The sequence below is a fragment of the Rhodanobacter sp. A1T4 genome, assembly GCF_014207185.1.
GTDB lineage: Bacteria > Pseudomonadota > Gammaproteobacteria > Xanthomonadales > Rhodanobacteraceae > Rhodanobacter.
Window position 1 is genome coordinate 422,083 of the sequence record NZ_JACHCP010000006.1, and the last position, 19,477, is coordinate 441,559.

The 19,477-nt window shown below is 59.7% G+C and carries 14 protein-coding genes and 1 tRNA gene; 13 read left to right on the forward strand and 2 right to left on the reverse strand.

Annotated elements, in window-relative coordinates; translation table 11 throughout:
* Positions 1–33: 33 nt before the first annotated feature.
* The gene (locus tag HDE80_RS14760; protein WP_184672111.1) at positions 34–1,593 is read left to right on the forward strand and encodes a YdiU family protein; all 1,560 of its coding nucleotides are present in this window, start codon (positions 34–36) and stop codon (positions 1,591–1,593) included.
* A gap of 73 nt (positions 1,594–1,666) precedes the next feature.
* Here the strand turns inward: HDE80_RS14760 and HDE80_RS14765 are convergent.
* Positions 1,667–1,743 (reverse strand) — tRNA-Arg (locus HDE80_RS14765).
* Positions 1,744–1,888: 145 nt separating this feature from the next.
* Here HDE80_RS14765 and HDE80_RS14770 point away from each other — a divergent pair.
* The 9 genes from HDE80_RS14770 (at position 1,889) to HDE80_RS14810 (ending at position 13,723) form a co-directional block, all read left to right on the forward strand.
* On the forward strand, positions 1,889–2,188 hold the full coding sequence (locus HDE80_RS14770; protein ID WP_184672113.1) for a hypothetical protein: 300 nt from the start codon (positions 1,889–1,891) through the stop codon (positions 2,186–2,188).
* A gap of 35 nt (positions 2,189–2,223) precedes the next feature.
* On the forward strand, positions 2,224–4,935 hold the full coding sequence (locus HDE80_RS14775; RefSeq protein ID WP_184672115.1) for a hypothetical protein: 2,712 nt from the start codon (positions 2,224–2,226) through the stop codon (positions 4,933–4,935).
* 192 nt (positions 4,936–5,127) lie between these two features.
* Positions 5,128–6,663, forward strand: a complete 1,536-nt coding sequence (locus HDE80_RS14780) for an aldehyde dehydrogenase family protein (RefSeq protein ID WP_184672117.1) — start codon at positions 5,128–5,130, stop codon at positions 6,661–6,663.
* Between the two features lie 116 nt (positions 6,664–6,779).
* The gene (locus HDE80_RS14785) at positions 6,780–7,076 is read left to right on the forward strand and encodes a DUF4190 domain-containing protein (RefSeq protein WP_184672119.1); all 297 of its coding nucleotides are present in this window, start codon (positions 6,780–6,782) and stop codon (positions 7,074–7,076) included.
* Positions 7,077–7,082: 6 nt separating this feature from the next.
* Positions 7,083–7,859, forward strand: coding sequence for an SDR family oxidoreductase (locus HDE80_RS14790; RefSeq protein ID WP_184672121.1), 777 nt, complete (start codon positions 7,083–7,085; stop codon positions 7,857–7,859).
* Positions 7,860–7,975: 116 nt separating this feature from the next.
* Positions 7,976–8,743 (forward strand): class I SAM-dependent methyltransferase, encoded by a 768-nt coding sequence (locus HDE80_RS14795; RefSeq protein ID WP_184672123.1) that lies wholly within the window; start codon positions 7,976–7,978, stop codon positions 8,741–8,743.
* A gap of 2 nt (positions 8,744–8,745) precedes the next feature.
* Entirely contained in the window at positions 8,746–9,783 is a 1,038-nt protein-coding gene (locus HDE80_RS14800; protein WP_184672125.1) for a quinone-dependent dihydroorotate dehydrogenase, read from the forward strand.
* Between the two features lie 31 nt (positions 9,784–9,814).
* On the forward strand, positions 9,815–10,849 hold the full coding sequence (gene murB, locus HDE80_RS14805) for a UDP-N-acetylmuramate dehydrogenase (protein ID WP_184672197.1): 1,035 nt from the start codon (positions 9,815–9,817) through the stop codon (positions 10,847–10,849).
* 168 nt (positions 10,850–11,017) lie between these two features.
* Positions 11,018–13,723 (forward strand): pitrilysin family protein, encoded by a 2,706-nt coding sequence (locus HDE80_RS14810; protein ID WP_184672127.1) that lies wholly within the window; start codon positions 11,018–11,020, stop codon positions 13,721–13,723.
* Between the two features lie 51 nt (positions 13,724–13,774).
* Here the strand turns inward: HDE80_RS14810 and HDE80_RS14815 are convergent, their stop codons facing one another.
* Positions 13,775–15,034, reverse strand: a complete 1,260-nt coding sequence (locus HDE80_RS14815; RefSeq protein ID WP_184672129.1) for an MFS transporter — start codon at positions 15,032–15,034, stop codon at positions 13,775–13,777.
* Positions 15,035–15,170: 136 nt separating this feature from the next.
* Between HDE80_RS14815 and HDE80_RS14820 the strand changes: the two genes are divergently transcribed.
* From HDE80_RS14820 to HDE80_RS14830, 3 genes are all read left to right on the forward strand, one after another.
* Positions 15,171–15,971, forward strand: a complete 801-nt coding sequence (locus HDE80_RS14820; protein ID WP_184672131.1) for a helix-turn-helix transcriptional regulator — start codon at positions 15,171–15,173, stop codon at positions 15,969–15,971.
* Between the two features lie 203 nt (positions 15,972–16,174).
* The gene (ppk1, locus tag HDE80_RS14825; RefSeq protein WP_184672133.1) at positions 16,175–18,343 is read left to right on the forward strand and encodes a polyphosphate kinase 1; all 2,169 of its coding nucleotides are present in this window, start codon (positions 16,175–16,177) and stop codon (positions 18,341–18,343) included.
* A gap of 126 nt (positions 18,344–18,469) precedes the next feature.
* On the forward strand, positions 18,470–19,459 hold the full coding sequence (locus HDE80_RS14830; RefSeq protein ID WP_255483778.1) for an alpha/beta hydrolase: 990 nt from the start codon (positions 18,470–18,472) through the stop codon (positions 19,457–19,459).
* Positions 19,460–19,477 lie beyond the last annotated feature (18 nt).

A 19,477-nucleotide genomic window follows, 5' to 3' on the forward strand; every position in this document is an offset into this window, starting at 1 on the left:
TATAAGTGGTTTGACCATCCGGGCCAGCACCGCATGCACCAGCCGACTTTCGACAATGCGTTCATCCGCGATTTGCCGGGCGACCCGGAGCAGGGCTCGCGTCGGCGCCAGGTGGAGACCGCACTTTATTCGCACGTCGATCCATCGCCGGTAAGCCAGCCACGTGTACTGGCCTATTCACGCGAGATGGCGAACACGCTTGGGTTCAGCGCCGAGGATGTTGCCTCGCCGGAATTTGCACAGGTATTCGGCGGTAATGCGCTGCTTGATGGCATGCAGCCGTACGCCGCCAACTACGGTGGTCATCAGTTTGGCAACTGGGCCGGGCAGCTGGGTGACGGGCGGGCGATTTCGCTTGGCGAAACGATCAATGCGGCGGGCGAGCGTTGGGAGTTGCAGCTGAAGGGCGCGGGTCTGACACCTTACTCGCGCGGCGCGGACGGTCGTGCCGTGCTGCGTTCGTCGGTGCGTGAATTCCTGTGCAGTGAGGCGATGCATCATCTCGGTGTACCGACCACACGCGCGCTGAGTCTGGTCGATACCGGCGAGCAGGTTGTGCGTGACATGTTCTATGACGGCAATGCGGCGCCCGAACGTGGCGCGATCGTCTGCCGCGTGGCACCGTCGTTCATCCGCTTCGGCAACTTCGAACTGCCCGCCTCACGCGGTGATACCGTGTTGCTCAGGCAGCTGGTGGATTTCACCATTCGCCGCGATTTTCCCGAGCTGAAGGGCGAAGGCGAGACAATGTACGCGGCGTGGTTTGCGCAAGTGTGCGAGCGTACTGCGCAGATGGTGGCGCACTGGATGCGTGTGGGCTTTGTGCATGGCGTAATGAACACCGACAACATGTCGATCCTCGGTCTCACCATCGACTACGGCCCGTACGGCTGGGTCGATAATTTCGATGCGGACTGGACGCCCAACACCACCGATGCGCAGCGCCGGCGTTATCGCTTCGGTCAGCAGCCCAATGTGGCATGGTGGAATCTCAGCCGGCTGGCCGGCGCGCTGGCGCCGTTGTTTGCCAGCACCGATCCGCTGCAGGCTGGGCTCGATCATTATGCCGCCGCGTTCGGTATGGCCGATCGCGCCAATATCGCCGCGAAATTCGGACTGGTCGAATGCCACGATGATGACGTGGCACTCATGCAGTCGCTGCAATCGCTGATGCAACAGGCCGAAGTCGATATGACGTTGTGGTTTCGCGCACTGGCCGACGTTGATGTCAGCGCTCCGAGCCTCGCGTTGTTCGATGACGCTTTTTATGACGAAGCCAAGAAGCTTGATGCGACGGGAGACCTCAACGACTGGCTGAGGCGCTACACGTCTCGACTGGCCAGTGATCCGCAATCGACCGGGCAGCGACGCGCAGGCATGAATGCCGCCAACCCCCGCTACGTGCTGCGCAATTACCTCGCGCAGCAGGCGATCGATCTTGCCGAGCGGGGCGACAACAGCGGCATCGACGAACTGCTTGAGGTGATGCGCCGTCCCTATGATGACCAGCCCGGCCGTGAGCGTTACGCGCAAAAACGTCCAGACTGGGCTCGGCAAAAAGCCGGCTGCTCAATGCTCTCGTGCAGCTCGTGAGCTGATGCACATGGCGTCGGGCAGATTTCTGAAACGACAAAGGCCGGCATCGCCGGCCTTTGCATTCAAGCAGTGGTGCCCTCGAGACGATTCGAACGTCCGACCTGCCCCTTAGGAGGGGGCCGCTCTATCCAACTGAGCTACGAGGGCAGCGGCGAGATTTTCGCATGGATCCGGTCGTGGCGCGATTTCGTCGTACTGGCCAGCCGCGTCTTAACTGCCGAATTAGGGATGTTTGTATACCGGGTGATCCAACTTACTATGACATATTGTATCTGGCTCAAGAGCCCAAGCCATGAATCAACCCAGAGTTGCTGTATTGACGGGGTTCGCAGCGAAACAAAGGATGACGCCTATCGCGCAGGTCATCGGCCTGGTCTTTGTGGTTGGCTCTGCAGCGCTGGGCATTCCTTTGGTAAGTGAGTGCCTGCATACCAGTTTGGTGCCGCGCTTTCCCACAGTCATTTTGGCTACGGGCGTCATGTTGCTGGGCATGCTCAGCTTCGTGACTGGCTTAGTATTGGATACGGTGACCCGAGGTCGGCGTGAGATGAAGATGTTGGCCTATCTGAGTTATCCGTTTTACGAAGGTTGAAGCCAACATCGAGCCAATCAAGGATTTGAGTGCTTTTGTCTAAATTTCATACGGGTAACCGGTTTTGCATCTGGTTACTGATCCTTTTGCCTGTGCTGATGCGCTTGCCAGCATTGCTGGGTTACTGGGACCCCGATCCCTCCCTCTTTGTTGGGGCGGTGGGTGATCACTTCAAAGCTGGCGGAGGCTATCCATGGATAGATCCAAACGTTGGATTCCAAGCTCAAGCTTTAGGCAAGCTTTCGGCTGATCAGTGGTTAAGTGGTCAAGTACCCTGGTGGAACTCGTATACAGGCGTGGGTCTGCCACTGGCAGCTGAAGCTCAGCCAGGCTCTTTCTTTCTTCCTTTTGTTTTGCTCTATCACTTTCGTGCAGGGGGACTCTGGGTAGAAATAGTTTTGCAAATCATCGCGGGCTTATGTACTTATGCCCTGCTGCGTAGGCTCAGTCTTACTGTCTTGGCTTCGTTGGTCGGAGCAGTACTATTCGAGTTCAACGGAACTTTTGCCTGGCATGGTGCCCCCATAGCGGCGCCGATAGCCTTCTTGCCTATGCTTTTGTTAGGTATAGAGCAGTTGCGTGGGCGGATAGGTAGTGGTCATTCCGGCAGCTGGCTACTGATACCCTCGGCATTAGCTTGGTCGCTTTATGCTGGATTTCCAGAAACAGCTTATATCGACGGCTTATTTGCCGGGTTGTGGGTAATCGCTCGACTTGATGGACTTACCCGGCGTCAGCAATTTGTATTTGCTGGCAAGCTTTTTATAGCTGTATGCGTTGGCCTTCTGTGTAGTTTGCCACTCCTTGGTCCTTTCGCTGAGTATCTAGGCCGCGCGTATATCGGGGGCCACGATGGCGCCTTTGCTCATGTTGCATTGCCGGGAGCATCGTCGCTGCTGTCATTGATACCCTGGCTGTTCGGACCTATTGATCGCTTCAATGACCAAACTCCCTTGCTTGGTGCTATTTGGGGCAACATCGGTGGGTATTTCACGGCCTTGCAACTGGCTTTTGCAATCATGGGCATCATGTTTGCGCCACGCCGGCTTACCGCGTGCCTGTTCGTCTGGATGTTCCTATGTCTTGCAAAGACGTTTGATTGGCGGCCTTTTAGCGACTTGATGAATGTGCTTCCTATGGTCAAATCAGCCGCTTTTTTTCGCTACTCAAATCCGTCTTGGGAGTTTGCCGGAGTGGTAATGGTTGCTCTGGGTATTGACGGTCTACAACGGAATGTACCTTCTTCGTACAAAAGACAGTTGCTGGTTTTTTTGATTATTCTGATCGTGATTTCTGGTGGCTTATGGTCGGCTCGGGATATGATTAAAAATCTATCACTATCCATAGATTATAGGTCGTATTTTTATTTGTCGGTATTTTGGTTGTTATTTTCGCTGTTGGCAGGAATGGTGCTCATTGGATTGCATAAGCACTGGCGCCGCTGCGCTGAAATGATAGTGTTACTACTATGCGTTGATTCATGCATTGCTTTTTCCCTGCCGATATGCAGCGGTGGACGGGATGTTGTTAAGCAGGAGTCGGGTGTTGCTTTTCTGCAGGTTCATACTGCGCTGCAGAGAATTTACTCGCTGGGTCCGCTTGCTCCCAACTATGGATCCTATTTTCGTATTGCCCAGATTAATCATAATTATTTGCCTGTAAGTCAAGATTGGATGGATTATATTCATAAACATATTGATCCATCGGCAGACAACGTAACTTTTATTGGTGAAGATCCTCGTAGCGATCACGAAATTTCCGTCGAAGAGGAGTTGGCAACACGTCGCTCGGCTTATGAAGAGTTGGGAGTGAAATATGTACTTTCAAACCACGAAAAAAATCCTTTCATCAAATTGTTGAGCACAGATATTCGTGACGGGGGTAATCAGCCGTTGTCCTTGCAGGACGGTCAGGTTGCAGTATTTCACTGGAATTTGCCGTCCAGTGCAGCAGGTCGACATATCACCGGACTCACTGTAACGATCGGCAATTACGGTGACCATGCCGATGGTGTTTTGACCGCTCAACTCTGTATTGATCGCGGCGCATGCGCTGCCGGTGAACGTAATCTGCGTGAGTCGGTAGATAACGCAGCATTGAAGATCACGTTACATCAAGCGCTCGTCATGCCATCCGCTGGACCGATGCGTCTCACCGTCAAGTTGGGTCATCAACAAAGCCGTTCGGCAGTTGCCATATGGATTTGGCCCGTGACGCCCGGTTCGTCACAACAATTGACGCTGGACAACGCAGCGCCTGGCTTTGCCCCGGCAGTAAGCCTTCAATTGGCTCCGAAGGGTCAAGACGCAGCGGAGGAAAAACTTGTTTACAGTGGGCGGGATATGGACATCTACGAGCTACCAAATCCCAAGCCGTATTTCGAAGTGGATGGTGGCCCCTGCGATCTGAAGAGCGTATCGCGACGAGAGGCCGATCTGGATTGCCAGGGTCCCGCAAAGCTCATACGTCGCGAGGCTTTCTATCCGGGATGGATGGCCAGTGTTAATGGCTCTGATAGTCCGCTGGAACGCACAGGAGAGATATTCCAGCGAGTCAATCTAGCCGCCGGCAAACAGAGGGTACTTTTCGATTACCGCCCAAGCCATTTCTGGCTGATTCTCTTTGGATTTGGCTTGGGCATCGCCGGTTTGCTCTATGCGGCCTGGCGGGACTGGGAGGAGTTCAGGCGTGAGCCCGGTAATGCATCGGCAAAGCAAGTGCTGACGCCAAACAACCTGGCAATGTGAGCATTAAAAACTTGCCGATGGTGGTCGAGTGTCACGTAGGCAGTTCCTCGCTCTTTGGATGCCAATCGACGATTGTCGTGTGCGTGTTGCAGGTGCAGCCGGTCAGGCTCCCTTTTGCCGCCTGCTAGAATGGTGGGCTAGCTACTTCAATTCACGGCACCGGCAGGTGCCACGTCGTCTCAGGAGTCATCCATGTCCCATGCAATCCTCAATGCGCTCAGCCTTACGGACGCGCAGTCCGGCACGTATCTCGGTCAGGGCGAGTGGTCGAAAACCACCGATGCCGGCACGTTGCAGCCGGTGAATCCGGCTAGTGGTGAGGTGATTGCCACGGTGCATGCGTCCAGCGCAGCGGACTACGCGAAGATCGTCGAGCGCGCCCAGGCCGCCTTCAAGGTCTGGCGCACGACGCCGGCGCCCTTGCGTGGCGAAGCGGTACGCTTGTGCGGGGAAGCCTTGCGCAAGCACAAGGATGCGCTGGGTTCGCTGGTCGCTTTCGAGATGGGCAAGATCAAGCCCGAGGGCGATGGTGAAGTGCAGGAGATGATCGACATCGCCGATTTTGCGGTCGGCCAGAGCCGCATGATGTACGGCGCCACCATGCATTCGGAACGTCCGGGCCATCGCATGTATGACCAGTACCACCCGCTTGGCTTGGTCGGCATCATCAGCGCGTTCAATTTTCCGGTCGCCGTGTGGGCGTGGAATGCGATGCTTGCCACGATTGCCGGTGACATCTGCATCTGGAAGCCGTCGCCGAAGACACCGCTGTCGGCCATCGCCACGATCAAGATTTGCAACGAGGCGCTGAAGGCCGGTAGCTTCCCGGACCTGTTTTTCCTGTTCAACGATGCTGGCACCGAGCTGTCGCAGGCCTTTGTCGACGACAAGCGTATCCCGCTGATCAGTTTCACTGGCTCGACCAAGGTCGGCCGCATGGTCGGCGAGCGTGTGGCACATCGTATGGGCCGTTCGCTGCTGGAGCTGGGCGGCAATAATGCGATCATCCTCGATGAAACCGCTGACCTGAAGCTGGCCATTCCCGGCATCGTGTTCGGCGCCGTCGGCACCGCCGGCCAGCGCTGTACCACCACACGCCGCCTGTTCGTGCATCACTCGATCCACGACAGCGTGGTCGAGACCCTGGTAAAGGCCTACGGTCAGGTTGAAGGCAAGATCGGCGATCCCACGCTTGCTACCACGTTGATGGGTCCGCTCAACAGCCCCGAGGCAGTGCAGGGTTATCTGGCCGCTATCGAAAAGGCCAAGGCTGCCGGCGGCAAGGTGCTGACGGGTGGCAAGGCGCTGACCGATCGCAAGGGCAACTTTGTGCTGCCGACGATCATCACGGGCATTGCCAATTCGCATGAAGTCGTGCAAACAGAAACCTTCGCGCCGATCCTCTACGTGATGCCGTTCAGCACGCTGGACGAAGCCATCGAGATGCAGAACGACGTGCCGCAAGGCCTGTCCTCGTCGGTGTTCACCAACAACCTGCGTTCGGCCGAGCAGTTTCTGTCGGCGGCCGGTTCGGATTGCGGCATCGCCAACGTCAACATCGGCACCTCGGGTGCGGAAATCGGTGGCGCGTTTGGCGGCGAAAAGGAAACCGGCGGCGGTCGCGAATCCGGCTCGGACGCCTGGAAGGTCTACATGCGCCGCCAGACCAACACCATCAACTACTCCGACTCGTTGCCGCTGGCCCAAGGAATCAAATTTGATTTGTAGCATCAAGTTCGACCTGTAAGTTCTATCTGTAATGCCGATAGCGAAAGGCGGATGATGGATCGTCCGCCTTTCGGTCACGAAGGCGTTGTTCCCACCCGGCATCCGTGAGCTAACCGATGAGCTATCAACCTTCCTACCAGTCGACGACTACCAGCACGCTGGCGATCGTCAGCCTTGTGTTCGGCATTCTCACCTGGTTGCTGCTGCCGTTTATCGGCGCGATCGTGGCGATCGTCTGCGGCCATCTGGCACGCAGCGAAATACGCCGCGCTCCCGCAGGAACCTTAGTGGAAGGTAATGGGATGGCGATCGCTGGACTGGTACTGGGCTACGTGCATCTGGCTTTTGCGGTGCTGGCGGTGCTGGTAATTATTGGCGTGCTGTTCCTCAGCGTCGGCACGTTCTGGCACTGATTTGTCATGGCCGAGCTATCGCCATCCAGTCCGTTTGATTATCGCGATTATCGCGTCGTCATTGCCGGTGGTAGCCGCGGTATCGGTCGCAGCATGGCGCTGGCGTTCGCGCAGGCCGGTGCTGCCGTGTCGATCTGCGCACGTGGCGAAGCCGCATTGGAAGAGACCCGTAAACAGGTGGCCGAGTTCGGCGGCGTTACCCATGCACAGCGTTGTGATCTCGCCGAGGCTGCTCACATAGATGGCTATATCGCTGGCGCAGCTGACGCGCTGGGCGGTATCGACGTACTGATCAACAACGGCACCGGCTTTGGCTTTGGCGATGACGAAGAGAGCTGGGCGTCCGGCATCAACGTGGATCTGCTTGCTGCCGTTCGCGCCTCACGTGCGGCACTGCTGTTTCTGCAGGCGTCGCCGCGCGCGTGCATCCTGCACACCACATCGATCGCCGCGCTGCGTCCTCGCGGCAGCGGTGCGCCATATGCTGCAGTGAAGGCGGCACTGACGCACTACACGGGTTCGCAGGCGCTCGTGCTGGCAAAGCACGGCATTCGCGTCAACGCGATAGCGCCCGGTTCAATCGAATTCGCCGACGGTCTGTGGGAGCGACGTAGTCACGAGGCGCCGGAGGCCTATCGCGCCACGTTGGCGAAGATTCCGTTCGGTCGCTTCGGCAGGCCGGAGGAAGTGGCGCATGCGGCGCTGTTTCTGGCATCGCCTTACGCGGCTTGGATCACCGGCCATACACTGGTGGTTGACGGTGGCCAGATGCTCAATGGCTGAGCATGCATAAAGAGTTGCATGAAGTTTGGAGTGTATGAAATGCCGGATTCAAATGAAACAAGGTCAAATAAAACGCGGCCAAATAAAGCAACGCCAAATAACCGCGGCCAAATAAAATGACCAGCCTGCAATCCACGGCGCGTTTCAGCGATCGGGTCGATGACTACGTGCGCTATCGTCCCGACTATCCAACTGCGCTGCTCGACTGGCTGCAGCGCGAGCATGCTGTCAGCACCGATTGGCTCGTCGCGGATATCGGCGCCGGCACCGGCATCTCGTCGAAGATGTTGCTCGATGCGGGTTACCGCGTGATAGCGGTCGAGCCGAATGCGCCTATGCGCGCGGCGGCTGAAAGGTGGTTGGGCGGCAACGCCCATTTCAGCACCATCGATGGCCGCGCCGATGCTACTGGCCTGGATGACGCCAGCGTCGATCTGATCACGGTAGCGCAGGCGTTTCACTGGTTTGACGAGGAAACGACGCGGCGCGAGTTTGCGCGCATTCTCAGGCCCGGTGGTCTCGCAGCGATCTGGTGGAACTCGCGCCGACTCACCGGCACGCCGTTTCTGGAAAGCTACGAGTTATTGCTGCAAACCTACGGTACGGATTACACCAGCGTTGCCGAGCGCTATGCCGATGATGCCCGTATGCGAGCATGGTTCGGCAAGGGCTTTGTCGGCAGCGCCCGTTTCGCGCATAGCCAGCAGCTGGATTTCGAGGCGCTGCGCGGGCGTCTGATGTCATCGTCGTACGCGCCGAAGGAAGACCATCCCAACCATGCGCCGATGCTGAAAGCGCTGCGCGAATTATTCGATGCCTGTACCGAGCACGGCACGATAAGCTTCGACTACGACACCCGCGTGTTCGCGGGACACCTGGCCTGAACATGTACGATTTTTTGCGGCCCCTGCTGTTCAAGCTCGATCCCGAAGTCGCGCATGGCCTTACCCTTTATGGCCTCAGCGTGGCTGAGCGTAGCGGCTTCGCGCACTGGCTGGCCAAGCGGCCGGCCGATCTGCCGACGACGGCCTTCGGCATCATGTTTCCCAATCCAGTGGGACTCGCGGCGGGTCTGGACAAGAATGCCGACCATCTCGATGCACTGGCCACGCTGGGTTTCGGCTTTATCGAAGTGGGTACGGTCACGCCGCGGCCGCAGCTGGGCAATGACAAGCCGCGCATGTTTCGGCTCGCAGGACATGAAGCGATCATCAATCGGCTGGGCTTCAATAACGGCGGCGTCGAGGCATTGGTAAGCAATGTGCAGAAGGCGGCGTATCGCGGCGTGCTCGGCATCAACATCGGCAAGAACAAGGACACGCCGAACGAGCGGGCTGTCGACGATTACCTGATCTGTCTGCGTCGCGTGCATGAACACGCCAGCTATATCACGGTGAACATTTCCTCACCGAATACGCAGGGCCTGCGGGATCTGCAGGAAGAGGCGACGCTGCGTCGTTTCATCACCACGTTGCGCGAGGCGCAGGAGCAACTCGGCTCACAGCAGGGCAAACGCAAGCCGATGCTGTTGAAGATCGCACCCGATCTTGCCGAAGCGGAGCTCGATGCGATCGCCGAGGTGTTGCTCGATACCGGCATCGACGGCGTCATCTGCAGCAACACCACGATCGACCACGCATCGGTGGCCGACGACCCGCAAAGCGCCGAGATGGGCGGCCTTTCCGGCAAGCCATTGTTCGATCGTGCCACGGCAGTGCTGGCCGGTATGAGCAAACGGGTACAGGGGCGTATTCCGCTGGTCGGCGTGGGCGGCATCATCGATGGCAGCAATGCTGCCGAAAAAGTCGAGGCCGGTGCGGCCTTGGTGCAGATTTATTCCGGGTTGATCTATCGCGGTCCGCAGCTGGTCAACGAATGCGTCGATGAAATGCGTCGGCAGAGGGAAGACTCGCATGCCGGTTGAGCGCATGAACAGGTCGCCGCAAGGCACGGATATGGGCGGTTACACGCTGATCGAAAACGCATCGCTGGCGACGCGCAACACCCTGCGTGTGGCGGCGAAGGCTAGCCTGCTGGCGGAAATCCGCGATGCCAGCAAGTTGCCCGAACTGCTGCAGTTTCCGGCCATCCGCAACCGCCCGCTGCTGGTGTTGGGCGAAGGCAGCAACGTGCTGTTCACCGGCGACTTTGACGGCACCGTACTCGTGATGGCCACCCGCGGAGTCCAAGTTGAGAGCGATGACGACAGCGCGCGCATCGCGGTGGCCGCAGGCGAACGCTGGGACGACTTCGTGCGCTGGACCCTGGGTCAGGGTTACGCGGGCATGGAGAATCTCATTCTGATTCCCGGCACGGTCGGGGCGGCGCCGATCCAGAACATCGGCGCCTACGGTTGCGAAGTGGCCGAGTTCGTCGAGAGTGTCGAGGCGTGGGATATCCGCGAGCATCGAGTGGTGACGCTGGATCATGCCACTTGTGCATTCGCTTATCGCGACTCGCTGTTCAAGCGTGAGCCGGGTCGTTACATCGTCACCGCCGTGCGCTTCGTGCTGCCGCGCCAGCGCGAGCTGCGCACCGACTACGCCGGCATCCACGACGAGCTGCAGCGCATGGGCGTGGACAAGCCCGCGCCGTTCCACGTGGCTGAAGCCGTGGTGCACCTGCGCACGAAAAAATTGCCCGACCCGGATGTGATCGGCAACGCCGGCAGTTTCTTCAAGAACCCGATCGTCGACAGCACGTTGGCCGAGTCGCTGGCACGTGAGCATGCGGGGCTGGTGTCGTGGCCGGCCGGCGAAGGCCGCAGCAAACTGTCCGCCGCGTGGCTGATCGAGACGGCCGGCTTCAAGGGCCTGCGTGAAGGCGATGCGGGCATCTCCAATCGCCACGCGCTGGTGCTGGTCAATCACGGCAAGGCCAGCGGTGAGCAACTTTGGGCGCTGGCGCAGCGCGTGATGGACGGTGTGAAAGCAAGCTTCGGCGTGCAGCTGGAGCCGGAGCCATTGGTAATCGGTGCACGCCTCGACTAGCCATCGGATGCTTAACCGATAAACACATGCATCGCGCAATCATGTCTTATGGCACACGGACTGGAGACGCTGGACACCCAGAATCGCTAGGCTTGTCCCCGATTCATCAACGCAAACGCTGCGGCGAACACCGCACCACAACCGGCAAACCACAAGGAATCACAGGCAATGATGTTGAACAAGCTCAAACCCCTGACATGGAGCGTATTGCTGGGTATCGGTTTGCTGGGTGGGGTGGCGCATGCCGCTGACGCCGCAGCGCCAGCCCCGGCCAGCGAAGCCGGCAACGTCACCCGCGCCACATTGAAGAACGGTTTGCGCGTGGTGATCGTGCGCGACACGCTGGCGCCGATGGTGACCACCCAGATCACCTATCTGGCCGGTGGTTACGAGACGCCGAAGGGTTACCCCGGCACCGCGCATGCGCTGGAACACATGATGTTCCGCGACAGTACCGGCATGACCGGCGCGCAGTTGAACGAGATGACCGGCAAGATGGGTGGCGACAACAACGCCTTCACCACCAACGACGCAACCCAGTATTACTTTGTGGCGCCGTCGGCTTACCTCGACATCTTGTTGCACATCGAAGCGACCCGGATGCAGGGCTTGCTGGTCAGCGACAAGGACTGGGGACTGGAGAAGGGCGCAATCGAACAAGAGGTGTCGCGCGATATTTCCGATCCCGGTTTCCTGGCGTTCGAGAAGGCCGAGGGTGCGCTCTACGCCGGTACCGGCTACGAGGCCGATCCGCTGGGTACGCGGCCGACGTTCGACAAGACCACCTCCGGCGTGCTGAAGCAATTCCACACCCATTGGTACGTGCCGAACAATGCGATCTTCGTGATTGTTGGTGACGTCGATCCGCAGGCCACGCTGGCTAAGGTGCAGCAACTGTTCGATCCGATTCCTCAGCGCGCCACGCCGGCGCGCGTGCCGATCGAGCTGAAACCATTCAAGCCGCAGACCATCGCCAGCAGTACGCCACAGGGCACTGGCTCGGTGCAATTTCTGTATCGCATGCCGGGTATGCAGACGAAGGACTACGCGGCGGCACAGGTACTGATGGACGTGCTGAGCAATGCGCGCAGCAGCCTGTCCGAGCTGGCGGCGCAGGGTAAGGTACTGACCGCCGATGCACAGATGCAGCCGTTCACCCGCGGCGGCATCGGTGTGGTCGAGGCCAGCTTCCCCAAGGGCGGCGACGCAAAGCAGACGCAGGCCAGTCTCGATGCAGTCGTCGCACAGCTGCTCAAGGAAGGCGTATCGCCCGAGCTGGTCGATGCCGCCAAGCGCTCCGAACTGGCCCAGGCCGAGTTCAACAAGAATAGTGCAGTGACTCTGGCGAGCGCGTGGTCGCAGGCACTGGCATGGCAGGGCGTGGATTCACCCGAGGCGGCCGAAAAACTGATTGGCGGCGTGACGGTCGACGATGTCAACCGTGTGGCGCGTGAGTATCTGAAATCGCATCAGCGCATTACCGTGGTGCTGACGCCGAGCGAGGACGGCAAGCGTCCGCCGGACAGCAGCGGCTTTGGCGGTACCGAATCGTTTGGTGGCGACGACAAGCTCGACGCGCCGCTGCCGGAATGGGCCGAGAAGGCGCTCGGCACGTTGCAGATGCCGCATTGGACGTTGGCGCCTACCGATATGACGCTGGCCAATGGCCTGCGTTTGATCGTGCAACCGGAAAGCATCAGCAAGACGGTGACCGTGGTCGGCCACGTCGATCATGACGCTGGCCTGCAGGAGCCGGCGGGGCAGGAGGGTGTCGGTCGGCTGCTGGCCTCGCTGTTCGATTACGGCACCACCAACCTCGATCGCACCGCCTTCCACAAGGCGCTGGATGACATCTCCGCCACGGCGTCGGGCGGCAGCGATTTCAAGCTCGCCGTGCCCAGCGGCGCATTCGACAAGGGCATGCAGCTATTGGCCGACAACGAGTTGCATCCGGCGCTGCCGCCACAGGCGTTCGAGGTGCAGCGCAGCACGCTGGCGCGTACGCTCGCCGGCGAGATCGAATCGCCCGAGTACAAGATGTTCCACGCGTTGACCAAGGGCATGTTGCCGGCGGGTGACTCCGGCTTGCGCGAGGCATTGCCGACCACGGTGAACGCGCTGACCCTGCCGAACGTAAAAAGCTATTTCGACGCGACCTATCGTCCCGATCTGACCACCCTTGTCGTGGTCGGCGATGTGACGCCGGAACAGGCCAAGGCCACCGTCGAAAAATATTTCGGCGATTGGAAGGCCAGCGGACCCAAGCCCAATGTGATCCCGAAGCCAGTGCCGCTGCATCCGGCCGCCTACACCGTAGTCAATAACTCGTTTGCATCGCAGGACCAGGTGTTGATGGGCCAGATGCTCGATCTGAATCTGACCAATTCTGACCGCTACGCGATGAACCTCGGCAATGACGTGCTGGGTGGCAACGGCTTCGCCTCGCGTCTGATGGTGGACGTGCGCGTCAAGCACGGCTACGCCTACGGCGCCAGTTCCGGCCTGCGTTTCAACCGCTCACGCTCGATCTTCTTCGTGGAGTACGGCAGTGATCCGGGCAAGGTCGCACCGGTCGATGGTCTGATCCGGCAGAACCTGGCCGATATGCAGAATAAGCCGGTGAAGCCGGAGGAGCTGGTCAACGCGCGCCAGTTCGAGATCCGCTCGATTCCCCTGGGCGTGTCCAGCGTTGATCAAATCGCCAGCTCGCTGGTGGGCTGGGCTTACAAGGGCCAGCCGCTGGACGAGCCGATGGTTGCCGCCAAGTACTACCTCAACCTCACCGCACCGCAGGTGCAGGACGCGTTCAAGAAATACCTGCAACCGGCGCATATCGTGCAGGTGGTGCAAGGGCCTGCTCCATCGACACATTGATCTGACACGCACAACAAACCGGCCCGCCATGACAGCGGGCCGATTTTTATTTCAGACGGCAGACAGCTTGGCGTGTCGAGGTCGCTCAAGGTTCGGCAGAAACACGGTGATCAAGCCCATCAGCGGTAGATACGCGCACAGTCGGTAGACATACTCGATGCCATGGCTGTCGGCCACATGCCCCAGCACCGCCGCACCTATGCCGCCCATGCCGAAGGCGAAGCCGAAAAACAGCCCGGAGACCATGCCGACGCGACCGGGAATCAATTCCTGCGCATAGACCAGGATGGCCGAGAACGCCGAGGACAGGATCAGCCCGATGATCACGGTCAACACACCGGTCCAGAACAGGTTGACGTGCGGCAGCAACAGGGTAAACGGTGCGACCCCGAGAATCGATGCCCAGATCACCCATTTGCGCCCGATGCGATCGCCGATCGGGCCGCCGAACAGCGAACCGGCTGCCACGGCAAACAGGAACACGAACAGATGAACCTGTGCGCTCTGCACCGATGCTCCGAACTTGTGGATCAGATAAAACGTGTAATAGCTGCTGAGGCTGGCCAGGTAGAAATACTTGGAGAAGATCAGCAAGCCGAGGATGCTCATCGCCAGCACCACCTTGCTCACGGGTAACGCGTGTACCACCACAGGTGCGCGCCGACCTTGCTGTTTCACATGCTGGTGCCGATACCAGCGACTGACCTGCAGCAGCACCACAATGGCCAGCAATGCTGCCAGCGAAAACCACGCCACACTGCCGCGCCCGTGCGGCACGATGATCCAGGCCGCCAGCAACGGCCCCAGCGACGCACCGGTATTGCCGCCGACCTGGAACAACGACTGCGCCAGGCCGTGACGTCCACCCGAGGCCATGCGCGCCACCCGCGAGGATTCCGGATGGAACACCGACGACCCCGTACCGACCAGCGCGGCCGCCAGCAGCAGTATGGGGAAACTCGGTGCCACCGCCAGCAGGATCAGGCCGCACAGGGTGAAACTCATGCCCAGCGGCAGCGAATACGGCATCGGCCGGCGGTCGGTGAACATGCCCACCAACGGCTGCAGCAGCGACGCGGTGAGCTGGTAGGTCAGCGTGATCAGTCCGATCTGACCGAAATCTAGCGCGAAATCGTGCTTGAGGATCGGATAGATGGCGAGGATCAACGACTGGATCATGTCGTTGAGCAGATGCGAAAAACTGATGGCGCCAAGGATGCCGAAATTGGTGCGATCCCGCGCCGCAGTCGTGGTCTGAACAGGTGTAGCGGGTAATGGCGCCAAGGAAACGGAATCAACGCGTGTCTGCATAGTCAACTCGATAGAGGGCAAATAGCGGAACAAGGCTCGGCCGCGGCCATTGCGCGATCCGGTGCATCACCATAGAGTTCTGTGCAACGGCCCGCATTCACGTATGGGCCAATAATCATCGAATTCGGGCCAGACCATGCGCAATACCCGTATCGACCCCTACGAAGACACGCCACGCGACGTGCTCGCTACCGCCAACGATTACCCGACTCACGACTTGCTGCCGCCGCATGCGCACCGGCGCGGTCAATTGCTGCATGCCGTCACCGGCGTGGTCACCGTGCACACGGCAGCTGGGAGTTGGGTGATGCCGCCGCAGCGTGCGCTGTGGATTCCCCCGGGTGTCGTGCACGAGGTGCAAATGCGCGGTCCGGTGTCGATCTTCAGTGTCTACGTGCACCACGCGGCTGCTGATGCGGCTGGTCTGCCCGCGACATGCCGGGTGATCGAGGTATCGCCGCTGCTGCACGCCCTGTTGCTGGAAGCGGTCGACCTGCCTGCCGAATACGCCCTGGATGGTCGCGATGGACGGGTGATGGCCTTGCTACTGGACGAGATCCGCAACATGCCCGAGCTGGCGCTGAGCACGCCGCTGCCGCACGAACGTCGATTGGCTTCACTGTGCCGCGCCCTGATCGATGCGCCCTCGCTGGAGATCGGCATCGACCAGATGGCGACCCGCGCCGGCATGAGCCGACGCAGTTTCACCCGGTTGTTCCGCGCGCAGACCGGCATGAGCTTCGCTGCCTGGCGCCAACAGGCCTGTCTGCTGGCCGCGTTGACCCGGTTGGATAGTGGTGAATCGATCACGCAGGTAGCCATGGATCTGGGTTACGCCAGCGCCAGTGCGTTTACCGCCGCATTCCATCGTGTATTGGGTGCCGCACCCAGTCGCTATCTGGCATCCCACGAGCGTATCGCTCGCACCAGAGCGTGATGGCTGAGCGAAGGCACGTCGTGCCAAATCCGCATCGCATGGCGCAAGGTCATCCGCCTGTCAAAGTACTGCGGCAAGCTGAGTACGTTATTAACTTGTCTTGCGGTATACCGCACTTGCACGCGACAGCGGGTTACCATCCCTCCAGATGCAACCACGGGCCGGACACACGACCTGTCTGACGGACTATTGGATTTGTACCGATGAACACTCGCATTATCCGCGAGGCCTTGCCGACCGACGCCTCCGTGCCTGCTGCCAACGACGGCGAGCCGTCGGTGCCAGTGCCGATCGATCTGACCGACAAGCGTCTTTACATCCATCGCGAGCTGTCGCAACTCCAGTTCAATATCCGTGTGCTGGATCAGGCGCTCGACGAGCGCACGCCGCTACTGGAACGGCTGAAATTTTTGCTGATTTTTTCCAGCAACATGGACGAATTTTTCGAGATCCGCGTGGCCGGCCTGAAGGGCCAGATCGCGCTGGATCACGAGCTGATCGGTCCCGATGGCATTGCGCCGCGCCATGCTTTGGCCGAGATCAGCGAGATCGCGCATCGGCAGATCGAGCGGCAGTATTCGATCCTCAACGAGCGCATTCTGCCGGCGCTGGTCGAGCAGGGTATCCGCATCGTGCGTCGCCTGCAGTGGTCGCACAAGCAGAAGCTATGGGTGCGTCGCTATTTCCGCGAAGAAGTCGCACCGCTGATCACGCCGATCGGGCTCGACCCGACTCATCCGTTTCCGTTGCTGGTCAACAAGAGCCTCAACTTCATCGTGCGGCTGGAAGGCGTCGATGCGTTCGGCCGGGACTCGGGTCTGGCAATCGTGCCGGCACCGCGCGTGCTGCCGCGTTTGATCCGTGTGCCCGATGCCGTCAACGACGGTGGCGACAAGTATGTGTTGCTATCGTCGATCATCCACGCCCATGTCGATGAATTGTTTCCCGGCATGAAGGTGCTTGGTTGCTACCAGTTCCGTCTTACGCGCAATGCCGATCTCACGCTCGATCCGGAAGATATCGAGGATCTGGCCCTCGCGCTGCGCGGCGAGCTGTATTCGCGCCGCTTTGGCGATGCGGTGCGGTTGGAAGTGGCGGATAACTGCCCGAAAGAACTGACCGACTATCTGCTCAAGCAATATGGCCTGGCCGAGTCCGAGCTTTACGAAGTGAATGGTCCGGTCAATCTGGCGCGGCTTTTCCGCATCGCCAACGAGGCCGGTTACCCGAACCTGCAGTACCCGACGTTTACGCCGACGCTGCCGAAGGTGCTCAAGCACACCGAGGATTTGTTTCAGGTGATCGGCAAGCAGGACGTGCTGCTGCTGCATCCATACGAATCGTTTGCGCCGGTGGTCGATCTGTTGCGTCAGGCTGCCAAGGACCCGCAGGTGCTGGCGATCAAACAGACGCTGTATCGCACTGGCGCCAAATCCGAAATCGTCGACGCGTTGGTCGACGCGGCCCGCGCCGGTAAGGAAGTGACTGCCGTGGTCGAGCTGCGCGCACGTTTCGACGAGGAGTCGAATCTTTCGCTGGCCTCGCGTCTGCAGCAGGCCGGCGCGATGGTGATCTACGGCGTGGTCGGGGTAAAGACGCATGCCAAGTTGATGCTGATCCAGCGTCGCGAAGGCAGCGAGCTGGTGCGTTATGCGCATCTGGGTACCGGCAACTACCACACCGGCAACGCGCGGCTTTACACCGACTACAGCCTGCTCACCTCCGACCAGGTGCTGTGTGAAGACGTGCACAAATTGTTCAGCCAGCTCACCGGCATGGGCAAAGTACTGCGCATGAAAAAGCTGTTGCATGCGCCGTTCACTCTCAAGAAAACGTTGCTTGAACTGATCGCGCGCGAAACGGCCAACGCCGAAGCCGGCAAGCCGGCGAGGATCATCATCAAGGTCAACGCGCTGACCGAGCCGAAGCTGATCCGCGCGTTCTACAAGGCCAGCATCGCCGGCGTGTCGATTGACCTGATCGTGCGCGGCGTCTGCTGCCTGCGGCCGGGCGTGGAGGGCGTGTCTCAGAACATCCGCGTGCGATCGATCATCGGGCGCTTTCTCGAACACAGCCGCGTGTACTGGTTTGCCAACGATGGCGAGCCGTTGCTGTATCTGGCCAGCGCCGATCTGATGGAGCGCAACCTCGATCGCCGCGTTGAAACCGCGTTCCCGATTCAGGGCAAAAAACTGCAGCAACGCGTGCGCAATGCGCTGGATCTTTATCTCACCGACAACACCAGCGCAATGCTTCTGCAGCCCGATGGCCAGTATGTGCGTGTACCGTTCGCCGAAGGCGATACGCCGCGCAACGTACAGGCCCAGCTGCTCGAAAAGCTCTGCAACGTCGGAGCGCCGGTTGCTCACTGAGGCTCCTGCTGCCGTAGGGTAGATCGTGTGTGGGGGCGAGGATTAGACTCGTCCGGTTTGCCTTGACTCTATCTTTGTCAACGCTCGGCCTCTTCGCTGCGTTTTCTGTGGTTCAAGGAGATCGCGATGAATCGAGTTGACGCCGTCATGTTTCGCATCGTGATGCTTGTTGTGCTGACGCTGGCAGGCCAGTGTGCGAAGGCTAGTCCCTCAAGTGACGCGATGATGCAGCGACGCGCCACGACTATGGGCGAACAACAGGACGACATGTCGTCCGCCACGTTGCCGGCCGGTATACGCGTGCTGCGCGATGTAGCCTACGGTCGCGATGCGAATCAGCGTTTCGATGTGTATGCACCGGCGCATGCGCAGAATGCGCCGGTGATTTTGATGGTGCATGGTGGTGGCTGGCGCATCGGCGACAAGGCGGCGCGCGGCGTAATCGAGAACAAGGTGGCGCGCTGGGTGCCACGCGGTTTTATCGTGATCTCCACCAACTACCGCTTGCTGCCCAGTGCCGTGCCATTGCAGCAGGCGCAGGACGTGGCGGCAGCGCTGGTCGCCGCACAGAATCAGGTTTCATCCTGGGGTGGCGATCGGCATAAATTCATCTTGATGGGACACTCCTCCGGTGCGCACCTGGTGGCGTTGATTGCAGCGGAGCCTTCCATTGCAATACGGCAGGGTGCTACGCCATGGCTGGGCACGATTGCGCTGGATAGCGCTGCGTTGGATGTCGTGCAGATCATGCAATCGCCACACTTTCCGCTGTACGACAAGGCGTTTGGCGGCGATGCCACCGCGTGGACAGCGGCGTCGCCGTTTCAGCAACTAAGCGCCGCCGGTGCGCCGTTTCTCGGCGTGTGTTCATCTCTGCGCAAGGATTCGTGTCCGCAGGCGCACCAGTTTGTCGACAAGGCGGTGTCGCTTGGTACCCGCGCGCAGGTATTGGAGCAGCCGCTGACGCATATGCAGATCAATCAGCAGCTGGGCACCACATCGGACTACACCATACAGGTCGAGGCATTCATGCGTGGCCTCGATCCGGCTGTCGCGCGGCTGCTGGATGATGGTTATCGGCAGGTTGCAGCCCTGCCTGTGGTGATCAGCCGTTGATTGGATAATGGCGTGATC